Genomic DNA, 18958 nt, shown 5'->3' with positions numbered 1-18958 from the left:
CCTTTGGTCTTAATAAAATTGATCAGGTAGGATCGTTTTGCCAAGATCGGCATTATCTGAATAATCCACAGGGATATCAATGATCACTGGACCATCCGTTGCAAAGCCTTCTTCGATGGCTGCCATCAATTCTTGTTTAGTAGTTGCCCGTAGGCCTTTGGCACCAAATGCTTCGGCATATTTTACGAAATCAACGGGTCCAAAATCAACCCCAGAAGCACGATCATATTTCATTTCTTCTTGGAATTTCACCATATTGTAAGTACCGTCATTCCAAATCAAGTGAATGATGTTTTGTTTCAAACGGACAGCTGTTTCTAACTCTTGGGCAGAAAACAAGAAGCCGCCATCGCCAGATACAGAGATCACTTGAGTATTTGGTCGCACGAGCGCTGCAGCGATCGCCCATGGCAAAGCGACTCCTAAGGTCTGCATGCCATTACTAAAGAGCAGATGCCGTGGCTCATAACTACGGAAATGACGGGCCATCCAAATGTAATGGCTGCCGACATCCACCGTTACCGTCATGTCGTCGGTCACTTCTTGTTGCAAAGCATCGATGATTTCCAAAGGATGCAAGGTATTGTTGCTGCCTTCGACATCCGCTGGTTTTTCATTGAGTTTGGTTTGCAGCGTCGTTAAATAGTTTTGGGCGTCTTCGCTCAAGTGATACTGATCGATGGCTTTTGATAGTTGTTCAATAATTTTCGCGATACTGCCCATCAGTTCAACTTCTGGCTGCATAAATGGATCGATCTCCATCGGTACTTCATCGATAACGATCACGCGGGCATCTTTTTCCGCATTCCAGTTGCGGGCTTCGTATTCGATTGGGTCGTACCCTACAGCAATCACTAAGTCGCTGCGTTTCAACAGCATATCACCAGGCTGATTGCGGAATAAGCCGACGCGGCCAAAGAAATGCTCTTCTAATTCACGAGAAATGATCCCAGCACCTTGAAAGGTCTCTACGACAGGCAACCCAGTTTTTGCAACTAACTGACGAATCGCTTGTGTTTCTTTCACGCCTGAAGCCCGCATCCCTAAGAGTAAGACAGGCAGTTTGGCTTCTTTGATCCGATCGACGAGTGCCTGGATATCTTCTGCATCGGCACTGCCTAATTTAGGCGAAGATAGTGGTTTGATCGCTGCCCCTTGAACGGTTCCGTCTGTCACATCTTGAGGAATGGATAAAAAGCTCGCCCCTTTTTTCGCTGTTTTTGCGATGCGAAAGGCGTTGGCAATACTTTCAGAAAGGGTTTCAGGATCTTGGACTTCACTGCTGAATTTCGTGATCGGCGCAAACAACGCCGCGTTATTCATGCTTTGGTGGGTCAATTTTGAAAGGTCAGAACGCTTCACTTGGCCTGCTAGTGCCAAGACGGGATCACCTTCGGCAGTTGCCGTGACCAACCCAGTCGCTAAATTACTGGCTCCTGGTCCACTTGTTGCAATGACGACTCCTGGCTCTCCTGTCAGGCGACCGATTGCTTGTGCCATAAAGGCCGCGTTTTGTTCATGTCGTGCCAAGATCAACTCTGGTCCCCGATCACTCAACACGTCAAACACGCCATCGATTTTTGCACCGGGAATCCCAAAGATATAAGGCACCCGATGATTTTCTAAACTTTCAACAATGATTTCTGATCCTCTTGCACTCACTGTATTACCTCTTTTCAAAAACTGTATTAATCACAATACATATAATAGCACTTTTTATTTATTTATCAACGAAAAACACTTATTAAAATCTGTATTATAAAAGCGTGATTTTTTAGAGAGCGTTTGCATCTGCTTCAGACTGCAGGTGTACGTCTTTCCATTTTTCCGACAAAAAAAGGGAGTGGATCGCTCCACTCCATACATCCTTTTCTGTATCAGAACACCGCAAAAAAAGAAGCTGCTTTCGTCGGTTTCTTATTCTGCGGGGACATTTTTTTCCGTCAGCCAACCGACAGCCAGTGTCATGGCCGCTCGTGCGGCTTGGGTCTGATCCATCGCATTGACCATCACAAAATCATGGATGATCCCTTGCATCCGTGCTTGGGTGACTTCCACGCCAGCTGCTCGTAAATGCTGCGCATAGGCTTCCCCTTCATCCCGCAAGACATCTGCTTCGCCTGTAATGATCAACGCTGGCGGCAGATCGGCTAACTCCTCTTTGGTCGCGCGTAGTGGAGAAGCGGTCATTTGATCCCGCTGTGTTTCATCCGTCGTGTATTGATCCCAGAACCATTGCATCCCTTCTTTGGTCAGAAAATAATTTTCACCGAATGCTTCATACGAAGGCGTATCAAAGCGGGCATCTGTCACAGGATAGAACAATAATTGCTGTGCGATCGGAATGCCGCCACGGGCTTTCGTCAACAAGGTCATAACCGTCGCCATGTTCCCACCTACGGAATCGCCAGCCACGGTCAAACGGCTAAGGTCTAAGCCTTTGACATCGACAAATCCCGGTAATTGCTGCAAGACCGCATAATTTTGTTCGATCGCCGTTGGGTATTTTGCTTCTGGTGAACGACTATATTCAGGAAAAATGACGATCGAGTTGGTTCGTACCGCCAATTCACGAATCAATTTATCATGAGTCGCGGCACTGCCGAAGACCCAGCCCGCGCCATGGAGATAATAAATGACAGGGAGAATCGCATGATTTCCTTCAGGACGAACAAAACGAACATTGATGGTCCCCCATTCGCCTGTATCTACGGTCTGATCTTCTATCTCAACCGCCAATTTATTGACGGGTGACTCTTGGACTTGTTCCAATAGTGCGCGCCCTTCTTCTGGCGGTAATTCATAGATCCGTGGGTGCGGTGCATTTGCCTCACTAAATTCAACGGCTGCTTTTTCCAACGAAATTCTATCTGTCATACGATTCTCTCCTTTTGTTTGAAATCGTTCGTGTTGACCTTAAGGGTACCACCAAGTCATTCTGATGCAAAGAATCTTGCTTCCTTCTGCTTCCAGGCATTTCGCTCGACAAAAAAGGTGGTTTTTGCACTCTTAACTGCCTTGCCTTCATCACCGATAACTGTAAGACACTCGCTGTGTAAACTTCCCAAAAAACTGAAAGGCGTAGGTAAGTACGTATGAAATTCACATTAGATGAAACACAAAATAACCGTCTGCTCGCTGCTATTTTTCAAGAACTCGCTGTCATAGTCTTTGATCCGCAAAAAGAAGTTGTTTTCGCCAATGCCAACATGACGGATATCCTAGGTTATAGCCAAGAAGAAATCATTGGCTTGCCGCATCGGACCTTTTGTTTTGACCATTATGCTGCCAGTACGGATTACCAAGCTTTCTGGGATCAACTGCTTTACTCAAAGCAACGGTTTCAAGACAAAATCATTCGGAAAAACAAACAAGGAGAAAAACTGATTTTAGAAGGGATTTACTTCCCCGTCCTCGATGAGCAGCAAGAAGTCGTTAACGTCGTCAAAATCGCTTTTGACATTACCCAAAGAGAACAAGCCTTAGCGGTCACTATCAAAAAAGTGCAAGAAAGTGCTGCTTCCCTGACACGACTTTCTGCCAACGGACACCAGCAAGTCGATCATTTGTCAGAGAACTTGGCGCAAGTCAAACAGCTGTCTGATCAAAATCAAGCAACGACCCATGCCTTAGAAATGGATAGCCAACAGGTGACAGCGGTGCTGCATGACATCGACCGCATTGCGCAACAAACCAAACTGCTGTCCTTCAATGCTTCCATCGAAACGGCACGGATCGGCGAACAGGCAGCTGGCTTTCGGGTGGTTGCGGATGAAATGCAAAAATTAGCTGAACAGACCAAGCAGTTGACCCAAACCATTGCCGCAACCATGCAAGCCATCAACCAACAAGCCTTAGTCGTGTTAGATAGTGCCGATTCGACGACCATGAAAATCAGTGATTCGCAAAAAAGCCTCGCTGCCGTTTTGCATTCTTACGACACGCTGCGAACGACGGCCAGTCTTTTAAACGATGAAGCCGAGTATTTATCAGAAACCAACGATGCTGAGCTAGAAACCACATAAAGTGAAAAAAGAGCGCCGCTGTTTGCGACGCGCTCTTTTTTTTGACCAATAAATTGATCCATTATTTGATTTTATTGATACTCAGCACTAGCCAGCCTCCCACTCTTGCAACAACTGCTGTAATTCTTGCAAAAATGATTGGGTCGCAAAACCCAATGCTTGAAGAGGAACACGATATTCCTGTTGAACCACCAAAAAACTGCCAAAGATTTTATGTTGGACCTCAAAGGCGAGGTTTTTCCAAATACTCCACGAAAAACTGGCTATTCGTTTTTCTTTCTTTTCGTACGTGCACAAATACACTCGCTCGATACCAAAAAGTAGCCCCGCATTCGCTTTCTTGCCAGTCATCTGTGCCGTTAGCAGTGCCAGAGGCGTCTCCGTTTCAGGCACTTGAAAACTGGTAAGGACTTGTCTTTGCCATTGCCGTGGCAGCACTTGTCTTTCCCCAGAAAAATAGAACAAAAAATCTTGCTCTTGCAAAAAAGCATTCAAACGAGTTTGTCGCTCCTTGACTGGATCGCGTGGCGCCCGCTGAATCAAAGACGTCTGATTCATTGCCGCTTGCTTTGACTGCTTGTGATCACTTGAAGCCCCTGCCGCTGAGGAGTTTCCCAGGGGAAGAGGATCCATCGTTTGGTTGGCAGCAGCTGACTGACTGATTTTCTTCAGTAAAAAAGCAAGATGCGTCAACGAAAGCTGTTTTGCTGTCATAGGATTGGCATGCGGGCTTTTGGTAGGATCGAAGGACCGTTTGATCACCATTTTCCCACGACAATACAGACAAATCGCCGTGCCAGCTTCCCAATTGACTTCTAGTTCTCCTAGGCAGTGGGGGCATTGAATCGGAATAATATCCATTGAATCATCCTTTCGTTTCGATACAGGTATCGGAGCTATCCGTGGTAAAGATACGGATCGTATTCCAGCTGACAAACGCCAGCAGCACTAGAAGCGATATGCCATAAAAACCGAAATACCAAATAAGGAATGTTAAAAAAAGGATCAAGGCAAATTCATACGCCATGTTTTCCAGACTGCTGTAAAATACTGTCTGTCGGACGAGTTTCTTCCTACGCGCTTCAAAAGCTTTCTTCACTGCAGCCGTTGATGCATCCGATTGACTCAATGCCTGAGAAAGTTCTGCTTTGAATTTGCCGTACTCTGAGAAAAACTTGACCTCTGGTACGAGCAAGAAATACCAAGTCACGACACAAGCAATCAGCAAGATGATCGCTGAAACAGTCAGACTAAAGGCAACGGCAGGCATTAAAAATCCACCAAAAAAAAGATTCAAGAACGTTCCTGAAAGCATACCTAACAATAAAAATATACAGAAAGAATTTCCAAGGATCCTGCTGGTTTTGGAAAAACTTTTTTTCACTTGCACGAGCTGTTCACATTCAGGAAGCTGGGTTGGAAAAAGACGTTCAGCATCGGTGCCATCAGCCACGAAAGAATAGATTTGGTTTCCGTACTTGAATTCGCCAATGTAATAAGGAAAATACAGTTTTTCCGTATCACATTGTTTCGGAAAAAGAGTCAGTTGAACCTCATTGGCAACCTCTGCTCCCACCAAATGGTCTTTGGCTTTTGCTTCAAAGACTTCCAATAGATGGGTATCAGCAAGTGCTGCTTCTCTGGAAATATCAAAGGGCAGCACCTGAGCGTCTTGGCTAAGTGCCGAAAACTGCTGCATATCCGTGCAATAGGCGGTACCTTTTTGAAGATGCAACGGCAGCTTGCCATTGATACTGTAATCCGCTTCTTTTTGGGTATCCGTAGGAAAATATTCATTGAAAACCGTTGTGTTTCCGCTGTTATGTAAAGAAATGTCGGCAGTAATGCGCCCACGCCCCCTCTGCTGTTCCTCGTGGACATAGCTTCCTCTCACTTGCGCATCATAAGCAATTTGAAAATAATACATCGGGATGAATACACGTTTCAGATGAACCATCTCTAGCTCAAAAAAGATACTTTCCGAGATGGTCTCTTGCCAGGCTAGTTTATTTTTCAACGCAGCTTCACATGCCTTTTCATCATAGGCAAACGGATAAAATCCTTCTTTGACGGTCCCTTGAATGCGTGGCAACTCTTTCAGCGAGACGACTTGCTTTGTTTGTTCCTGTTTTTTTTGTTCCGGTTTGATCAACAGCTCATTCAAGCAATACTGACAGACTGCTTTTCCTGAGTCCCAATCAACTTCTAGACGCCCTAAGCAACTGGGGCATTGGATTTGTGTGATTTTCATTTTTTCTCCTTTTTTATGAATCATTTTTTTCAACAAGATGGCTTATCAAAAAAACCGACGAATGTTCCAAATAAGGGTAGCGATCACGACCACATAAGCGAGCGTATCGAGCCATTCATAAAATTTCCTGATTCTTGCAAGGTGCTTCCCACGCTTCTCATAGTTTGCTAACAAAGCTGCCCCGGCCGTTTTCTTACCTAATAATTCTCTTTTAAGCTCATCTCTAAATTTTTGGACTGTTTTGAGATACTGTTCTTTTAGAAAGTGCAACACTATCCCCGATACTACCCAATAGACGGCAGTTGGCAGGGAACTCATGACAATCCCCCCTATGACAGCCCTGAACACTCTTCCTAGAGGGATCCATTCAGAAATGAATAGTGCAAGGAACAGCAGGAGCACACCTAACGTAAAAAAGAGTACGGAGGACCAGCCAAAAACCTTGCGAGCTTTTGAAAAATTCGCAACCGTTTGTAAGGTTTCATGGCATTGTGGGATAATCGGCAGCTTCATTCGGTCAGGATCTTTGCCGTCGATCGCAAATTCAAAGGATTGCTCTTGGTACTTGAAGGTGCCCATATACAGGGGAAAGTAGAGCTTTTCTGTAGCACAGCTGATCAGGGAAAGATCTAGGTGCAGCTCTTTTAGATGATCGGCAGATTCTTTCTTCTGGATCACCGCATTCGCATGGGCTCTCAGTTCCGCTTGTTTTTCAGAACCAAAGAGCGCCTGCTCTTGCTCAATATCAAAGGGAAAAACATGAATAGCATGTGCTGAGATTAGCTGTTGAAATTCCTTTTGATCGGTACTAAAGTGCGGTTTTCTTTTCATTTCATTATTGACCTCGAAGCTCTGAGGAATTTCTTGCTCGATCACCTCCGAACTGCCGCATTGATAGAGTATGACCGTCTCATCTGGATGGTCGCCGCGCTTCTTTTCCCACGTGGTCGTATGCGAGCCGTCCCAAGCAATGGAATGGGTATCGTAGCCAAAGACCCCCTCCCAGTGCATCGTATAGGTCACCTGAAATTCATAAATCGGAATAAAATATCGTTTTACCTCGCTGACTTCAAGATGAGCGACAATGTCCTCAGGAACTGATTCCTGTTGGATCAGCCATTTTTTCAAGGCATTTGCTACCTCGTCTTCATTAAAGGTAAACGAATAAAACCCTTCTTTGACTTCTTGAAAAACTACGGGAACCTGTTCATTCGAAGCTTCTTGCGTTTGTTTTGGCGGCGAATGTAGGACTGACTTCGTTAAGCAATACTGGCAGACTGCTTTTCCTGTCTCCCAGTCAACGGTTAACTGACCCAAGCAGCTGGGACATTGGATTTGTGTGATTTTCATTGTATCTCCTTTTGCACATACTGATTTTCTTATCAATGAAGTGGCTTGGTTGCAAGTGAGGGGGAATATCTTTTTTATAGTGTTAGTTGGGGGAAGCAGCGAAGGAAAGCTGCTTGTTTGCAGGTAGTTGCTCGCTCTCATCCGTTTGTTCGAAACATTTTTTCCAGTGATGAAGCAAACAAGTGTATTTGTACCAAGAGCTGTTTAGCAAAAAAACAACCGCAAACGAAAAACAACCCTTTATATATCATTTTATAATAAAAAATACCTTAAATCTATTTAATATTGATAAAAATAATTGCTGATTTGCTAGTTGCGTAAAATGTTTTCCGTAATAGCCACTAAATTTTGCAACGAAAAAAGACAAACCTCATTTTTGTCTAAGGTTTGTCTACTGTCTGAAGCGGTTGTCTCGTCGGAGGCAGCCGTTTTTTTGTCACTTGCTAGTTTTCCTCATACGAAAACTCGTACTCGTTTTGTTCGTCATCGATCAGACGCTTGTCATTGTTGTCCGCCATTTTGAATACTTTCTCAAAATCATCGCCAGTCATGCGCACTTCCTTTTTCTCTTGATCAATGATCACTTGGGCATTTGTCACTTCAAAGGTGTGCATAGAACCGATGTCTGCCGCAGTCAGTGCTTTGCTTTTGGGAAACTCTGCTTGTAGTGTTTCGTTGATCTGTGCTAATTGTGTCTCTTGTTCTTCTACCAAGTCCGCAGATTCTTGATTCGGATCGACCAAAAAACTCAGCGTTTTATTAACGGTGAGCTTACCATCTTCCAAAACGTACAAGGCATTTTGTTGATGACTGTTGCTATTGGTCAATACTTGATTCGCAGCTGCAGAGTCAACCCTTGAGCTACTGCAGCTTGTCAAGAAAAATAGTGTCGCTAAACAAACGGCAGCAAATATTCCTCTACCTAACATGCTTTTCGTTTTCATTTTTTCCTCCTCGTTGCCCCTAATTTTGTTTCTTTGATGATTTTTCCGCAATCCGCGGATTTGGTTTCCTACAGATTAAAGTGCTTTTAGTATAGCATAAATTATTTGCTTTTATAGCTATTTTTTATAGTAAGATTAATTTTACGCACAAAAAAACCAACCTTGTTGAAACAAGATCGGCTTTCTTTAGGATTGATTCGTTGAGACCTTTGAACGCTCTCGCTGGGGTATGATCGTTGCTTACTGTCCAATCAAGCCGACAACAAGTCCTAAAACGATCACTCCTAGAAACCCGTTCACAAGGTGCAGCCCGACTAATTTGCGGGACTGTCCCGAGTAAACAGCCATCACGAAGGTGGCGACCCCATAAACCCCTAGCCACAATAAGCAAGCGACTTGCAAGGAGGTCATCAGCCAACCATCATGATCGAATGTTGCAAACCAATAGACGACTTGATAGGTCGCTGCTGATAAGAGAATCCCACCAACGATCGTGCCGCCAAAGGTAAAGAGCATGTCACCGGTCGTCATCTGCTGATCAGCCATCTTCTCTGCCATTCCTGATTCTTTCGCCCAAAACTTGCCCCACTTATGCATCGGATTGTAAAGCAGACTTTCCACCACGACCCAGCTGAGGGTGCCGAAAATCAATGTCCAAAAATTAACCATTTTCGTTTTCTCCTACACTTTATTTTATCGTCACATTCCTGAGAACCGAAGAAACAACCGAACGCAGGGTTCCTTCCCCATCAGTTTATGTCTTAAGGGACGTTTCTTCAACTTTTTTCACTGGTTTCCCCTATTTTTCGATGGTTCCAATAAAAACTAAGAAAAATGATCGTATACAATAATGCGGTGAAGCCAGTGACCGCCAATGGGTTAGTGATCAAAATACCGACAAACAGCAAAATCAGTGCAAGGATCGCCCCACTCAAGAAAATCGTATAGCCCATTTTCTTCTGCTTGCGTACCAAAACAAACGCCGCCGCACTGATCAGCAACCAGATCAGCAATACAGTATAAGACAGGGAGCCTGCTAGATAATTGAAGAGTTTGTCGCCTAAAAAGTAAGAAAGAACGACCCCAAGATATAAAGTACCGCTGCAAAACATGATCGCTCGTTGGGGCACGCTGTTTTTATTCAGCATCGTAAAGCGGCTTTTTTTCTGGCCATTGTTGCTTAATCGGAAAAACAACGTTCTTGAAGAAGCATAGACTCCAGAATTGATCGACGAAAACAAAGCCAAAATAATCACTAAATTGACGATGTCGGAGGCAAATGGGACATGGATTTTTTGAAACACCATCACAAAAGGACTGACATTTGGATCGGCTAATTGATTCCACGGATAAATGATCAGTAAAAGAAACAAGGGAATGATGTAAAAAGCGGCAATCCGAGTCATTACTCCTTTGATTGCTTGCGGGATCGCTTTTTTGGGATTTTCCGCTTCACTGATCGTAATGGCTACTAACTCAGAACCGCCGTACGAATAGATCACAACCAGTAAAGAATTGATAAACCCTTTGAGACCATGAGGGGCAAAACCACCATAGTCTGTCATTTGTCTCATCGTCGGGAAAAAGCCCCAATCAAAGACTTGCGTGGCAACCAGATAGAGACCCACCAAGATCAACGCGATCACCACACTGATTTTGGCCCAGGAAAGCCAATATTCCGTTTCCGCAAACAAGCGAACCGAAAACAAATTGATGATGGTCGTGAGCAGTGCCAAAATCAACACAAAGATCCAAGCTGGAATATTGGGAAACCACAACTGCAAAAAGCTTGCGGCAGCAACTGCTTCGGCGATGATGTTGATCATCCACATTGACCAGTAGATCCAGTCAATGAAATCGGCTGTATGCACGCCAAGATATGGCTGGACTAAGCCCGAAAGACCATGTTGTTTTTGGTCAGATAAGACCAACTGTCCCAGTCCTGTCATGACGACAAATAAGATCAGCCCGCAAAAAATAAACGCCAGCAAGACCGCAGGCCCCGCTAACTGGATCGCTTCACCGCTGCCCTTGAATAGGCCAGCACCGATGGCGCCACCTAGTGCCAACATAGTGATATGTCTGGTTTTCATCTGCTTTTTTAATTGATTTTTTTCTGTCATAGGTTCCTCCTTGAAAACCGTTGATCCTCCATACAAGGTGATTCTCTCATTGTCGCTATTTTTAATTATATGAATGATTTTTTTTAACTACCTCATAGAGAATACCAGACGCTTCTGCTATTGCAACTAAGAATTGAAAAAATTATCTATTTTTTCTGAAAATTCTATCATCCTCTAATCTTTTTCACCTAAATCAAATCTTGGCGAGCTTTTATCTAAGTGAATGCACGAAAAAAGCCATCTCCCAACTTGCGGGAAATGACTTCCTGTCCTTTTTTCAAGCAGGCTTGATGATCAATGAGTCGTAACCAACTCGTCTTTGACGGCGTCAGGGAGATCTTGTTCGGTCACCTCTTGATACGACTCCACATGTTTGCCCTTTGCATCAAGCTCTAGGTAGGCATTTTCTTTTAGCTTTTGTGGTGCCCAAAACGTGATTTTGATCTTTTGCCCATCTTCATTGACCCCTTCTTGTGTATATTCGTAGGAATCGTGTTCTTGCAACACGCCATACTCGTCGGATGTTTTGACATAGACCTTTTTCTCCGGTACGAACGGATTGAAACGATCCACCAGCTGAACCAGTTCGCTGGAATCATCTTTCGTAAAATAAGACCATGTAACCAATGTGACGGTCCCGATCGTTAACACGAGCAGGATCATACTAATTGCTTTCTTCAAGTGATTGTCCTCCGTTTTTTCTATCTACCTTCAGTATAAAAAAACAAGCGATAAATATAATCAAACTTAAGGCGTATTTTTCCGTCGGTCATTGTGACTAAGACAAAAAGGGACCACTTTTTCAAAAGAAGCAGTAGTCCCTCACTTAGATGTTCCGTTTGTTCGTGACCCTTAAACCGTCACTGCCACATCGATCAGCTTGCTTTGCAAATGAACGAGGGTCTCTTGCGCGACACCAATCGTCCGCAAATAATGATACGCATCGGTATAGGTTGCTTCCAGATGCGTTAAGACGGGCAACAGATACTCAGGTGCTGACAGCCACATCTCATTCGTGATCGTTTGGACTTGCTGAGCTACCAGCGGGTTAGCAGCTAAATAGGTGTGCGTCGTTTGATAGTTGGCAATGATATCGGCTTTTGCTACATCTGCCAGTTGAAGCAGCAGCATAGCGATCACACCCGTCCGATCTTTGCCCGCCGCACAATGAAACAGCACACAACCTTCAGCAGCCGCCATCGTTTCCATGATCTGCTTGATTTGCTCTTTACGGTCTTCAATCATCTGGATATACAGCTCCGCCATGTTGAAAATCAGCGGCTGCTCCAGTTGGGTCACATCCCCCATCGTTTCTGAAATCAAAGAGATCGGCCAATTCTCCACACCGTCGATCACAGGTGTTGGCTCCTTTTCGATCTCTAAGGTCGTCCGTAGATCAATGATGGTCGTCAGCTGATACCTTTGTAAAAAAGCGATATCTTCTGGATGTAGATTGGCTAGACTGTCGCTTCTTAAGAAACGCTTCCAGGCAGTTGCTCCGTCTTTTGCGGCATAACCGCCTAAATCTCTTGTATTATAGGTTCCTTTTAATGGCAATCGTGTGTACATTCTTGATCGTCTCCTTATCTCATTCGTTTTTTGACTTGTCCGATCCCTAATTCGACACTGATCATCGTGAAAAAGATCAGCAAAATCAGCATCGAAATTTCACCATAATTGTATTGACCGATCGCCCGCGTCAAGAGCATGCCGATCCCGCCGGCGCCTACCATTCCAAGTGAGATCGATTCAGCGATGTTGCCTTCCAGACGAATCGACGTCCAGGCTAGAAAGCGGCTGCTCAAGTTAGGCAGCAGGCCTTCTGTAATCATTTGCAGCCAGCCGGCACCGGTGGCTTGCATCGTTTCAATGATTGCCGCGTCTTGTTCTTCGATCGAACTGATAAAGGATTTTGTTAAATACCCCACCGTCGGGAAAACCAGTCCTAAAACCCCCGAGGTATTCCCAAATCCTAAACTAGCCACCACGATCAAGATCCACACTAGGGCTGGAACGGCCCGTACTACCGCTACACTGCCTTTGATAAGCATTGAAAGGAAAAGATGCGGTGTGGTGTTGGCTGCTCCAAGAAAGCTTAATACCAGTGCAATGAGCCACCCGATGAATAAGCCGCAGATCGCCATACACAAGGACACAAACAATTGGCCCAACGCTGGAATGATTTTTGAAAAGTCGAGGGTCATAAATTTTGCCAAAATCGTCCCAGCATCTTGCCAACGGCTTAAAAAGCGCGCGACCTCCAAGTCCAGCAAAGCCACACTTGTGATCAGCAACAAGATGAGGCCACAAATCGTGCCTAAAGTCAGCAGTCGTTCTTTTTTCGTAGATAATGCAATTTTTGTTGTCATCGCTTCCTCCTTCAATCAGGCAATTCGTTTTCTAAGCTGATTGACTGCAAATTCAGTCAATAGCACCAGCAAAACTAAAAGAATAATTAGGGCAAACGCTTCGCGGTATTTAAATAAACGAATATTGGTCTGAATCATGATCCCCATTCCTCCTGCCCCTACCATTCCTAAAATGGAAGACGCACGAATATTGATTTCGAAAGAAAACAAAGTCCAATTGATCCAAGAAGGAATAAATTCAGGAATCAATCCATGAAAAAGAATCTGCCAATAAGAGGCGCCTGCTGCTCGCAGCGCTTCTAATTTACTGCTGCCGATCTCATCGATCGAATCCGCATAAGAACGAGCCAGAAAACCTAAGGTCGCAACGGTCAATGCCAATAGCCCCACCATATTCCCAATGCCGAAAATATAAACGAACAGCGATGCCCAAACCAGTACTGGGATATTTCTCAGAAAAGAGATCACCATGCGGACGCTCGTCCGCACGAAAGGATAGGGATTTGTCTGCTCTGACATCAGCAACCCGCAGACAAAAGCCAAAAAAGCCGAGAGATAGGTGCCAACGATCGCAAACAAGACGGTCTCTGCCACCAAAGGCAAGTAACTACGGATATTTGCAAAATTTGCTGGGAAAAAGTTTTGCACAAAAAATCCCACAAATGCTGGAAGTGACCGAAAGGCTTCCACCACATTGATTTGCAAATAGGCAAACGACAATAGAACAGCTACTACTACCAATAAGCCGTTCAAGACTCGTCCTTTGTTTGACTCAACCCTCAACGGAATCACAAATCTAGGCTTCTCCATAGGTCAACTGCTCCTTTCCTACGGGAATCGTTGCTTGCGTTAACCTCTGCTGTTCTTCTTTTCCTTGATAGATATGTGCGATCATCGCTTCTGTCAATTCTTGGGGCTTTCCGTCAAAGACGATCTTCCCTTCTTTGACGCCGATGATCCGAGTGGCATACGCCTTGGCAAAATCAACTTGATGCAAATTGACGATGCAGGTGATCTGGCGCTCTTGAGTGATCTCTTGCAACTGTTTCATGACGACTTTCGCAGCGTTAGGGTCTAAAGAAGCGATTGGTTCATCCGCCAAGATCAGCTTCGGCTGCTGCATGATGGCGCGGCATATACCAACTCGTTGCATTTGTCCCCCAGACAAAGCATTAGCTCGCTGGTACATCTGCTCTTGTAGACCGACTTTTTCTAATAGTTGGACCGCCTCTTGTTTGTCTTTTTCAGGATACAGCCCGAAAGCCGTTTTGCGAAAAGGAATTTTCCCTAAACGTCCATGCAGGACATTCTTAAGCACATTGGTACGGCCAATCAGATTGTAATGTTGAAAAATCATGCCAATTTCTGAACGAATCTGTCGCAGCTGCTTTTTCTTCGCACGGGTGATGTCCGTCCCCGCAAAGATCACTTGCCCCTCAGAAGGTTCGATCATGCGGTTGATTGAGCGGATAAAGGTCGATTTCCCAGCACCCGATGGACCGATCACGACGATAAATTCCCCTTCTGTCACCGTTAAATCAATTTGCGACAACGCATATTTTTTTCCATCATAGGTTTTGCTCAACTGCTTGATTTCTAATAAGTTATTCGCCATGACTATTCCTCCTCTAAGTTAAGGATCTCGACCATTTCTTGTACCACTTCATAATCTTCATCTTTTGCTTCGGTAAAACGAACCTCTTTGCTGCCATAGAAGGTCTCAAAATACTCTTCGTTTTCATAGGTAAGGTAAAAGTCTTTCAATGCCGCTTTGGTTTCTGCTGGCAAATCGGAGCGAACGACGAAGAGGGCATTCGGGATCGTCTCTGTTTCTCCAATCACTCGGATATCGTCTTCTTGGATCATCCCAGCATCTACGAGTGAGGTGATGACTTGTCCAGCCACTGCTGCGGCATCGTAATCTCCTTTGGCTACCCCCATCAAACTGGAATCGTGCTTGCCTGAATAGGCAACAGTATCAAAAAAATAGCCGGGATTTTCTAATTGATTGGGGTCCAATGACAACTCTTTGACTAATTTCGCCTTGGGGTACATATAGCCAGAAGAAGAAGCAGGATCAACAAAGGCAAAGCTTTTTCCTTTTAAATCAGCCAATGACTGAGTCGTGGTATCGTCTTTTCCAACAACGAAAAGCGTTTTGTATTCTTCTTGGCCCATTGAAGTCGTTGTCACTAGTGGTTCTGCACCTGCGATTTTTTTGGCTTGATAATAACTCATCGGACTAACCAGTAAAACATCCAGCTTCCCTGCTTTCAACGCTTCGATCCCGACTGAATAGTCAGCACCTTCTAATTCTTCCACTTCAATTCCTAACGCCTCTGACATGTCTGAACGGAACTGCTCATTTTTCTGACCAGAGTCTGGATTTGTTTCATCTTGTATTTGAACGATCGTCAGTTTATCAACTGACTGTCCATCCTTAGCATCCGCCGATGCTGCTGATTTCCCGCAGCCTGCCAGCATACCTAGTGCAAAAATGTGAATGAGACCAACCAAAGCCCACTGTTTTTTATTCATAATAAAAAATCCTCACTTTTCGTTTTGTTTAGTAGTATACTACTAACAATATGTAGTATACTTTGATTGAAACAAAGGCGTCATCAAGAACGGGTAAAAACTACGTAAAGGTCTTGTAAACCCACAAATGGAGGAAACGACGTTGGAAGAAACCATCGAAACCATTGTCTATAAAAAAATAAAAAGTGAGATCCTCACAGGAAATATCAAAGTCGGCGAAGCATTTTCGGAAGCTTCTTTGTCCAAATCGACCGGCTATAGCCGCAGCCCGATCCGCTCTGCTTTAAAACAGCTGGAACACGAAAAATTGGTCACTTATAAGAAAAACCGCGGGGTCGTTTTGCGGGAAGCTTCAATCAAAGAACTGGCCGATATCACGCAAATCTGTGTCAATTGGCTGATTTTAACTACTGAGCAGGTTGCTGATGGCTTGGGGAGTTTTGCGATTGACGACATTCAACAGCTGCTGAATGAAGCCAAAACGTACCGACAGCAGATGGATTACGTCAATTATATGAACAAGATGCCAGAAGTCTACATGGCGATCATGGCAGCCAGCCCCAATGATCTTCTGGTCAGCACCTACCAATGGTTGAGCAGCCGTGTCATTAGTGCCTCAATCTATAAAAAAATGGCGAATCCTAAAAATTCGCCAAGAAAAACACTGTCGACGGTTCAATTTTTCCAAACCTACATCGACCATCTCCGAGCAGAAGATTATAGCCAAGCGATTCGCTGCCTAAAAGACTACCAGCAATATGCCAATCATCAGATTCTTTATTATGGGTATTTGTAAAATCGAAACTTCTATACTTTATAATAACGATATCGATTGAAATCCACTTTAAAATGGTTAACAAGTGCATGCCAATGTTCCCCTAGTAGCGAGACATTGGCATGTACAATACTTACAACCACATCAAACCAAACAACTGCTTCTAAAAAAGATAACGAGGTGCTCCATGCTAGAAATCAAACGGATCGATCAAAAACATCAAGCTGATATCCGCTTGAAAAACGAACCCTTCTCCTTATGGGGGAAACTGCTGCCGACTTATAATGAGGGCAACTGGCAGTACACGATCTGTAAATTTGCATCCGAAGACATTCAGACGATGTGTTTCCCAGATGAAAATTATTCCTATGACGAAATGAGCCGAAACAGTCTGTTTATCGGTGCTTATGATGATGGAAAATGCATCGGCTTAGCGATCGTTCAAGACGCTTTTTTCAAGTATCTGTACCTCTATGACTTAAAGGTCAACACAGACTACCGTAAGCAAGGAGTCGGTCAACTGCTGATCCAACAGGCACTGAAAGCGGCCCTTGCCAAAGGTTATCGCGGCATCTACACGCAAGCACAGGACAACAATCCTTCTGCCTGTCTGTTCTACTTGCGAGCAGGCTTTCGTATCGGAGGTCTGGATACGGAAGTGTACAAAGGAACCAATCAGGAAGGCAAAAGTGACATTTTGTTTTATTTGGATGCAGCGGAAACGGCAGGCAAAAAATAGCTAAAAAAAGAAAAAAATTCCTCCTGCCAGATGGTACACTTAAGGCAACAATGTTTTAGAAGGTGAGGAAGAAGAATGTACGTAGGATTTGATATTGGCGGAACAAGTATTAAATATGGTGTTTTAGATGAAAACGGAGTGATCCTTGAAAAATCAGCGATCCCTACTAGCTATGAGCCAGCCCAGTTTTATCAGGATCTACTCACGATCATCGAAAATGCCCAGAACCGCCACACGATTGATGGCATTGGGATCAGCGCCCCCGGGATCGTTCAAAAAGACGGCTTTATGTTAACTGCGGGCGCCATCAAATCGTTATATGGCGAAAATTTCAAAGCAGTATTGGAAGCGCGTACAGGGTTGCCTGTGGCGGTGGAAAATGATGCCAATGCAGCAGCGATCGCTGAAAAATGGATCGGCAATGCGCAAGAGGCTGCCAACTATTTGTGTCTTGTCCTAGGCACTGGTGTAGGCGGTGGGATCGTGATCAATAATCAAGTCTACCGAGGTGCTCATGGCATGGCTGGTGAATTTGGCTGGATGGTGATCGATCAGCTGCCAGAAGAAGGCAATATCGAGGAAAGTTCCATCAATAAAAAAACTGCCGTCGTGGGCGGCTTGATTCGCCTCTACAATTTAGCGGGGGCAGCAGTTCCTGGCTTTGAACCCACCCAAGACGCCAAAGAGATTTTTGACCGCGCGCAGCAAGGCGAAGCGTTGGCGCTGAAGCTGACGGACCAATTTCTGACGGATCTGTCTGTAGGGCTGATCAATTTGATCAGCTGCTTTGACCCAGAATTGGTATTGATCGGCGGCGGCATCAGTGCCAATCCTTATTTCTGGGAACGCCTGCAGGCTCGCTTGACGATCACGGAAACACGGCATGAAGCGATCAATTATTTGCGCGGACAAACCATCGCACCTGTTCGTCCAGCGAAGCTGAAAAACGACGCCGGCTTGATCGGCGCAGTCTATCAGATCCACCAACAGCTGCACCGTTAAAAGTTCGGATATGCTATACTGGTGTAAATTGATTATCTAGGACAGCGAGGAACCAGCATGGCGCTTTTTGAACAATTAAACTTGAACAAGCTCTCTGCGGTAGAACAAGAAATCTACCGTTTTATCGTCAATCACTTAGAAAAGATCCCGTATATGCGCGTGCGCGACATTGCCGATGATGCCCATGTCTCTTCGACTTCGGTCTTTCGTTTTATTCAAAAAGTCGGCTTTCAGTCGTTTCCAGAATTTCGCTTCTATATCAAAAATCATTTAGAAAAAGCCCATTTTGATGCACATCCGGAACACTTGGGTTTAGAAGCGCGCATCAAAGGCTTGAATATGCAGATCTTCCACCCTGATGCGGAATACCAAATACGAAAACTCGCCGAAGCGATGCGGGATGCCGATTTGATCTTATTTATGGGCATGGGAGCATCTGGTGCGATCGCGCAATACGTTGCCCGCAAACTAGCCAGCCTCGGTTACTTTAGCATCAGCATTGATGAACTGACCTACCCGATCAAAAGCTTTTTACGAAAAGATCAAAAGAATGTTTTGGTTTTTTTGAGTGTCTCTGGTGAAACCAAAGAACTGATCGAAGTCATTACCGGTTTAGACAATCAGGCGATCGTGCAGAAGTACTGCATTACCCCAAATCGGGAAAGTACGTTGGCACGCCTGTGCGATTATTCGATCGAGTATGCGATCAAAGAGGAACGCAAAGACATCTTTCTTGATTTGACTAGTCAATTGCCTTCAGTAGCGATTTTAGAAACGCTGATCGGCTATTTACAAGATTATCGTACCCATTCTTGATGGTTCAGTTTACTGAACCATCTTTT

General features: G+C 44.6%; 19 protein-coding genes. 5 read left to right on the top strand and 14 right to left on the bottom strand.

Going from position 1 to position 18958, the window contains the following annotated elements; all coding sequences use genetic code 11:
* Window positions 1-9 precede the first annotated feature (9 nt).
* The gene (gene alsS / locus IGI77_RS00855) at window positions 10-1662 is read right to left on the bottom strand and encodes an acetolactate synthase AlsS (protein ID WP_081116132.1); all 1653 of its coding nucleotides are present in this window, start codon (window positions 1660-1662) and stop codon (window positions 10-12) included.
* A gap of 255 nt (window positions 1663-1917) precedes the next feature.
* Entirely contained in the window at window positions 1918-2877 is a 960-nt protein-coding gene (locus IGI77_RS00850) for an alpha/beta hydrolase (RefSeq protein WP_015508776.1), read from the bottom strand.
* Window positions 2878-3095: 218 nt separating this feature from the next.
* Between IGI77_RS00850 and IGI77_RS00845 the strand changes: the two genes are divergently transcribed.
* Window positions 3096-4025 (top strand): methyl-accepting chemotaxis protein, encoded by a 930-nt coding sequence (locus tag IGI77_RS00845; RefSeq protein ID WP_438769222.1) that lies wholly within the window; start codon window positions 3096-3098, stop codon window positions 4023-4025.
* A gap of 87 nt (window positions 4026-4112) precedes the next feature.
* Here the strand turns inward: IGI77_RS00845 and IGI77_RS00840 are convergent, their stop codons facing one another.
* From IGI77_RS00840 to IGI77_RS00785, 12 genes are all read right to left on the bottom strand, one after another.
* Entirely contained in the window at window positions 4113-4886 is a 774-nt protein-coding gene (locus tag IGI77_RS00840) for a hypothetical protein (RefSeq protein WP_438769220.1), read from the bottom strand.
* A 4-nt stretch (window positions 4887-4890) separates the two neighbouring features.
* Window positions 4891-6276, bottom strand: a complete 1386-nt coding sequence (locus IGI77_RS00835; protein WP_438769219.1) for a hypothetical protein — start codon at window positions 6274-6276, stop codon at window positions 4891-4893.
* Window positions 6277-6321: 45 nt separating this feature from the next.
* Window positions 6322-7626, bottom strand: coding sequence for a hypothetical protein (locus IGI77_RS00830; RefSeq protein ID WP_438769218.1), 1305 nt, complete (start codon window positions 7624-7626; stop codon window positions 6322-6324).
* A gap of 443 nt (window positions 7627-8069) precedes the next feature.
* A complete protein-coding gene (locus IGI77_RS00825; protein WP_438769217.1) occupies window positions 8070-8570 on the bottom strand; it encodes a hypothetical protein in 501 nt (166 codons plus the stop codon).
* A gap of 240 nt (window positions 8571-8810) precedes the next feature.
* Window positions 8811-9239 carry a DUF1761 domain-containing protein gene (locus tag IGI77_RS00820; protein WP_005226702.1) on the bottom strand — a complete coding sequence of 143 codons (429 nt, stop codon included), beginning with the start codon at window positions 9237-9239 and terminating at the stop codon, window positions 8811-8813.
* A gap of 107 nt (window positions 9240-9346) precedes the next feature.
* Window positions 9347-10693 (bottom strand): amino acid permease, encoded by a 1347-nt coding sequence (locus tag IGI77_RS00815; protein WP_167826600.1) that lies wholly within the window; start codon window positions 10691-10693, stop codon window positions 9347-9349.
* 294 nt (window positions 10694-10987) lie between these two features.
* Window positions 10988-11356, bottom strand: coding sequence for a YxeA family protein (locus tag IGI77_RS00810; RefSeq protein ID WP_016609076.1), 369 nt, complete (start codon window positions 11354-11356; stop codon window positions 10988-10990).
* Window positions 11357-11545: 189 nt separating this feature from the next.
* The gene (locus IGI77_RS00805; protein ID WP_016609074.1) at window positions 11546-12262 is read right to left on the bottom strand and encodes a tyrosine-protein phosphatase; all 717 of its coding nucleotides are present in this window, start codon (window positions 12260-12262) and stop codon (window positions 11546-11548) included.
* 14 nt (window positions 12263-12276) lie between these two features.
* Window positions 12277-13062, bottom strand: coding sequence for a PhnE/PtxC family ABC transporter permease (locus IGI77_RS00800; RefSeq protein WP_034859161.1), 786 nt, complete (start codon window positions 13060-13062; stop codon window positions 12277-12279).
* Between the two features lie 15 nt (window positions 13063-13077).
* Complete coding sequence (gene phnE / locus IGI77_RS00795) at window positions 13078-13872, bottom strand: phosphonate ABC transporter, permease protein PhnE (RefSeq protein ID WP_016609071.1); 795 nt, start codon at window positions 13870-13872, stop codon at window positions 13078-13080.
* A complete protein-coding gene (gene phnC, locus IGI77_RS00790; RefSeq protein WP_015508763.1) occupies window positions 13859-14677 on the bottom strand; it encodes a phosphonate ABC transporter ATP-binding protein in 819 nt (272 codons plus the stop codon). The genes phnE and phnC overlap by 14 nt, the downstream gene beginning before the upstream one ends.
* Window positions 14678-14679: 2 nt before the next feature.
* Window positions 14680-15600 (bottom strand): phosphate/phosphite/phosphonate ABC transporter substrate-binding protein, encoded by a 921-nt coding sequence (locus IGI77_RS00785; protein ID WP_015508762.1) that lies wholly within the window; start codon window positions 15598-15600, stop codon window positions 14680-14682.
* A 142-nt stretch (window positions 15601-15742) separates the two neighbouring features.
* On the opposite strand from IGI77_RS00785, the gene IGI77_RS00780 reads away from it, so the two are divergent.
* The 4 genes from IGI77_RS00780 (at window position 15743) to IGI77_RS00765 (ending at window position 18932) form a co-directional block, all read left to right on the top strand.
* Complete coding sequence (locus IGI77_RS00780; protein WP_438769216.1) at window positions 15743-16396, top strand: GntR family transcriptional regulator; 654 nt, start codon at window positions 15743-15745, stop codon at window positions 16394-16396.
* Window positions 16397-16562: 166 nt separating this feature from the next.
* Complete coding sequence (locus IGI77_RS00775; protein ID WP_438769215.1) at window positions 16563-17114, top strand: GNAT family N-acetyltransferase; 552 nt, start codon at window positions 16563-16565, stop codon at window positions 17112-17114.
* Window positions 17115-17189: 75 nt separating this feature from the next.
* Window positions 17190-18116 carry an ROK family protein gene (locus tag IGI77_RS00770; RefSeq protein WP_438752681.1) on the top strand — a complete coding sequence of 309 codons (927 nt, stop codon included), beginning with the start codon at window positions 17190-17192 and terminating at the stop codon, window positions 18114-18116.
* A gap of 57 nt (window positions 18117-18173) precedes the next feature.
* On the top strand, window positions 18174-18932 hold the full coding sequence (locus IGI77_RS00765) for a MurR/RpiR family transcriptional regulator (protein ID WP_010748570.1): 759 nt from the start codon (window positions 18174-18176) through the stop codon (window positions 18930-18932).
* Window positions 18933-18958: the final 26 nt, after the last annotated feature.

Origin of the sequence: Enterococcus sp. DIV0213h, assembly GCF_051711285.1 — a bacterium.
Classification (GTDB): domain Bacteria; phylum Bacillota; class Bacilli; order Lactobacillales; family Enterococcaceae; genus Enterococcus_D; species Enterococcus_D casseliflavus.
This window is presented reverse-complemented; position numbering and strand designations above follow the sequence as displayed.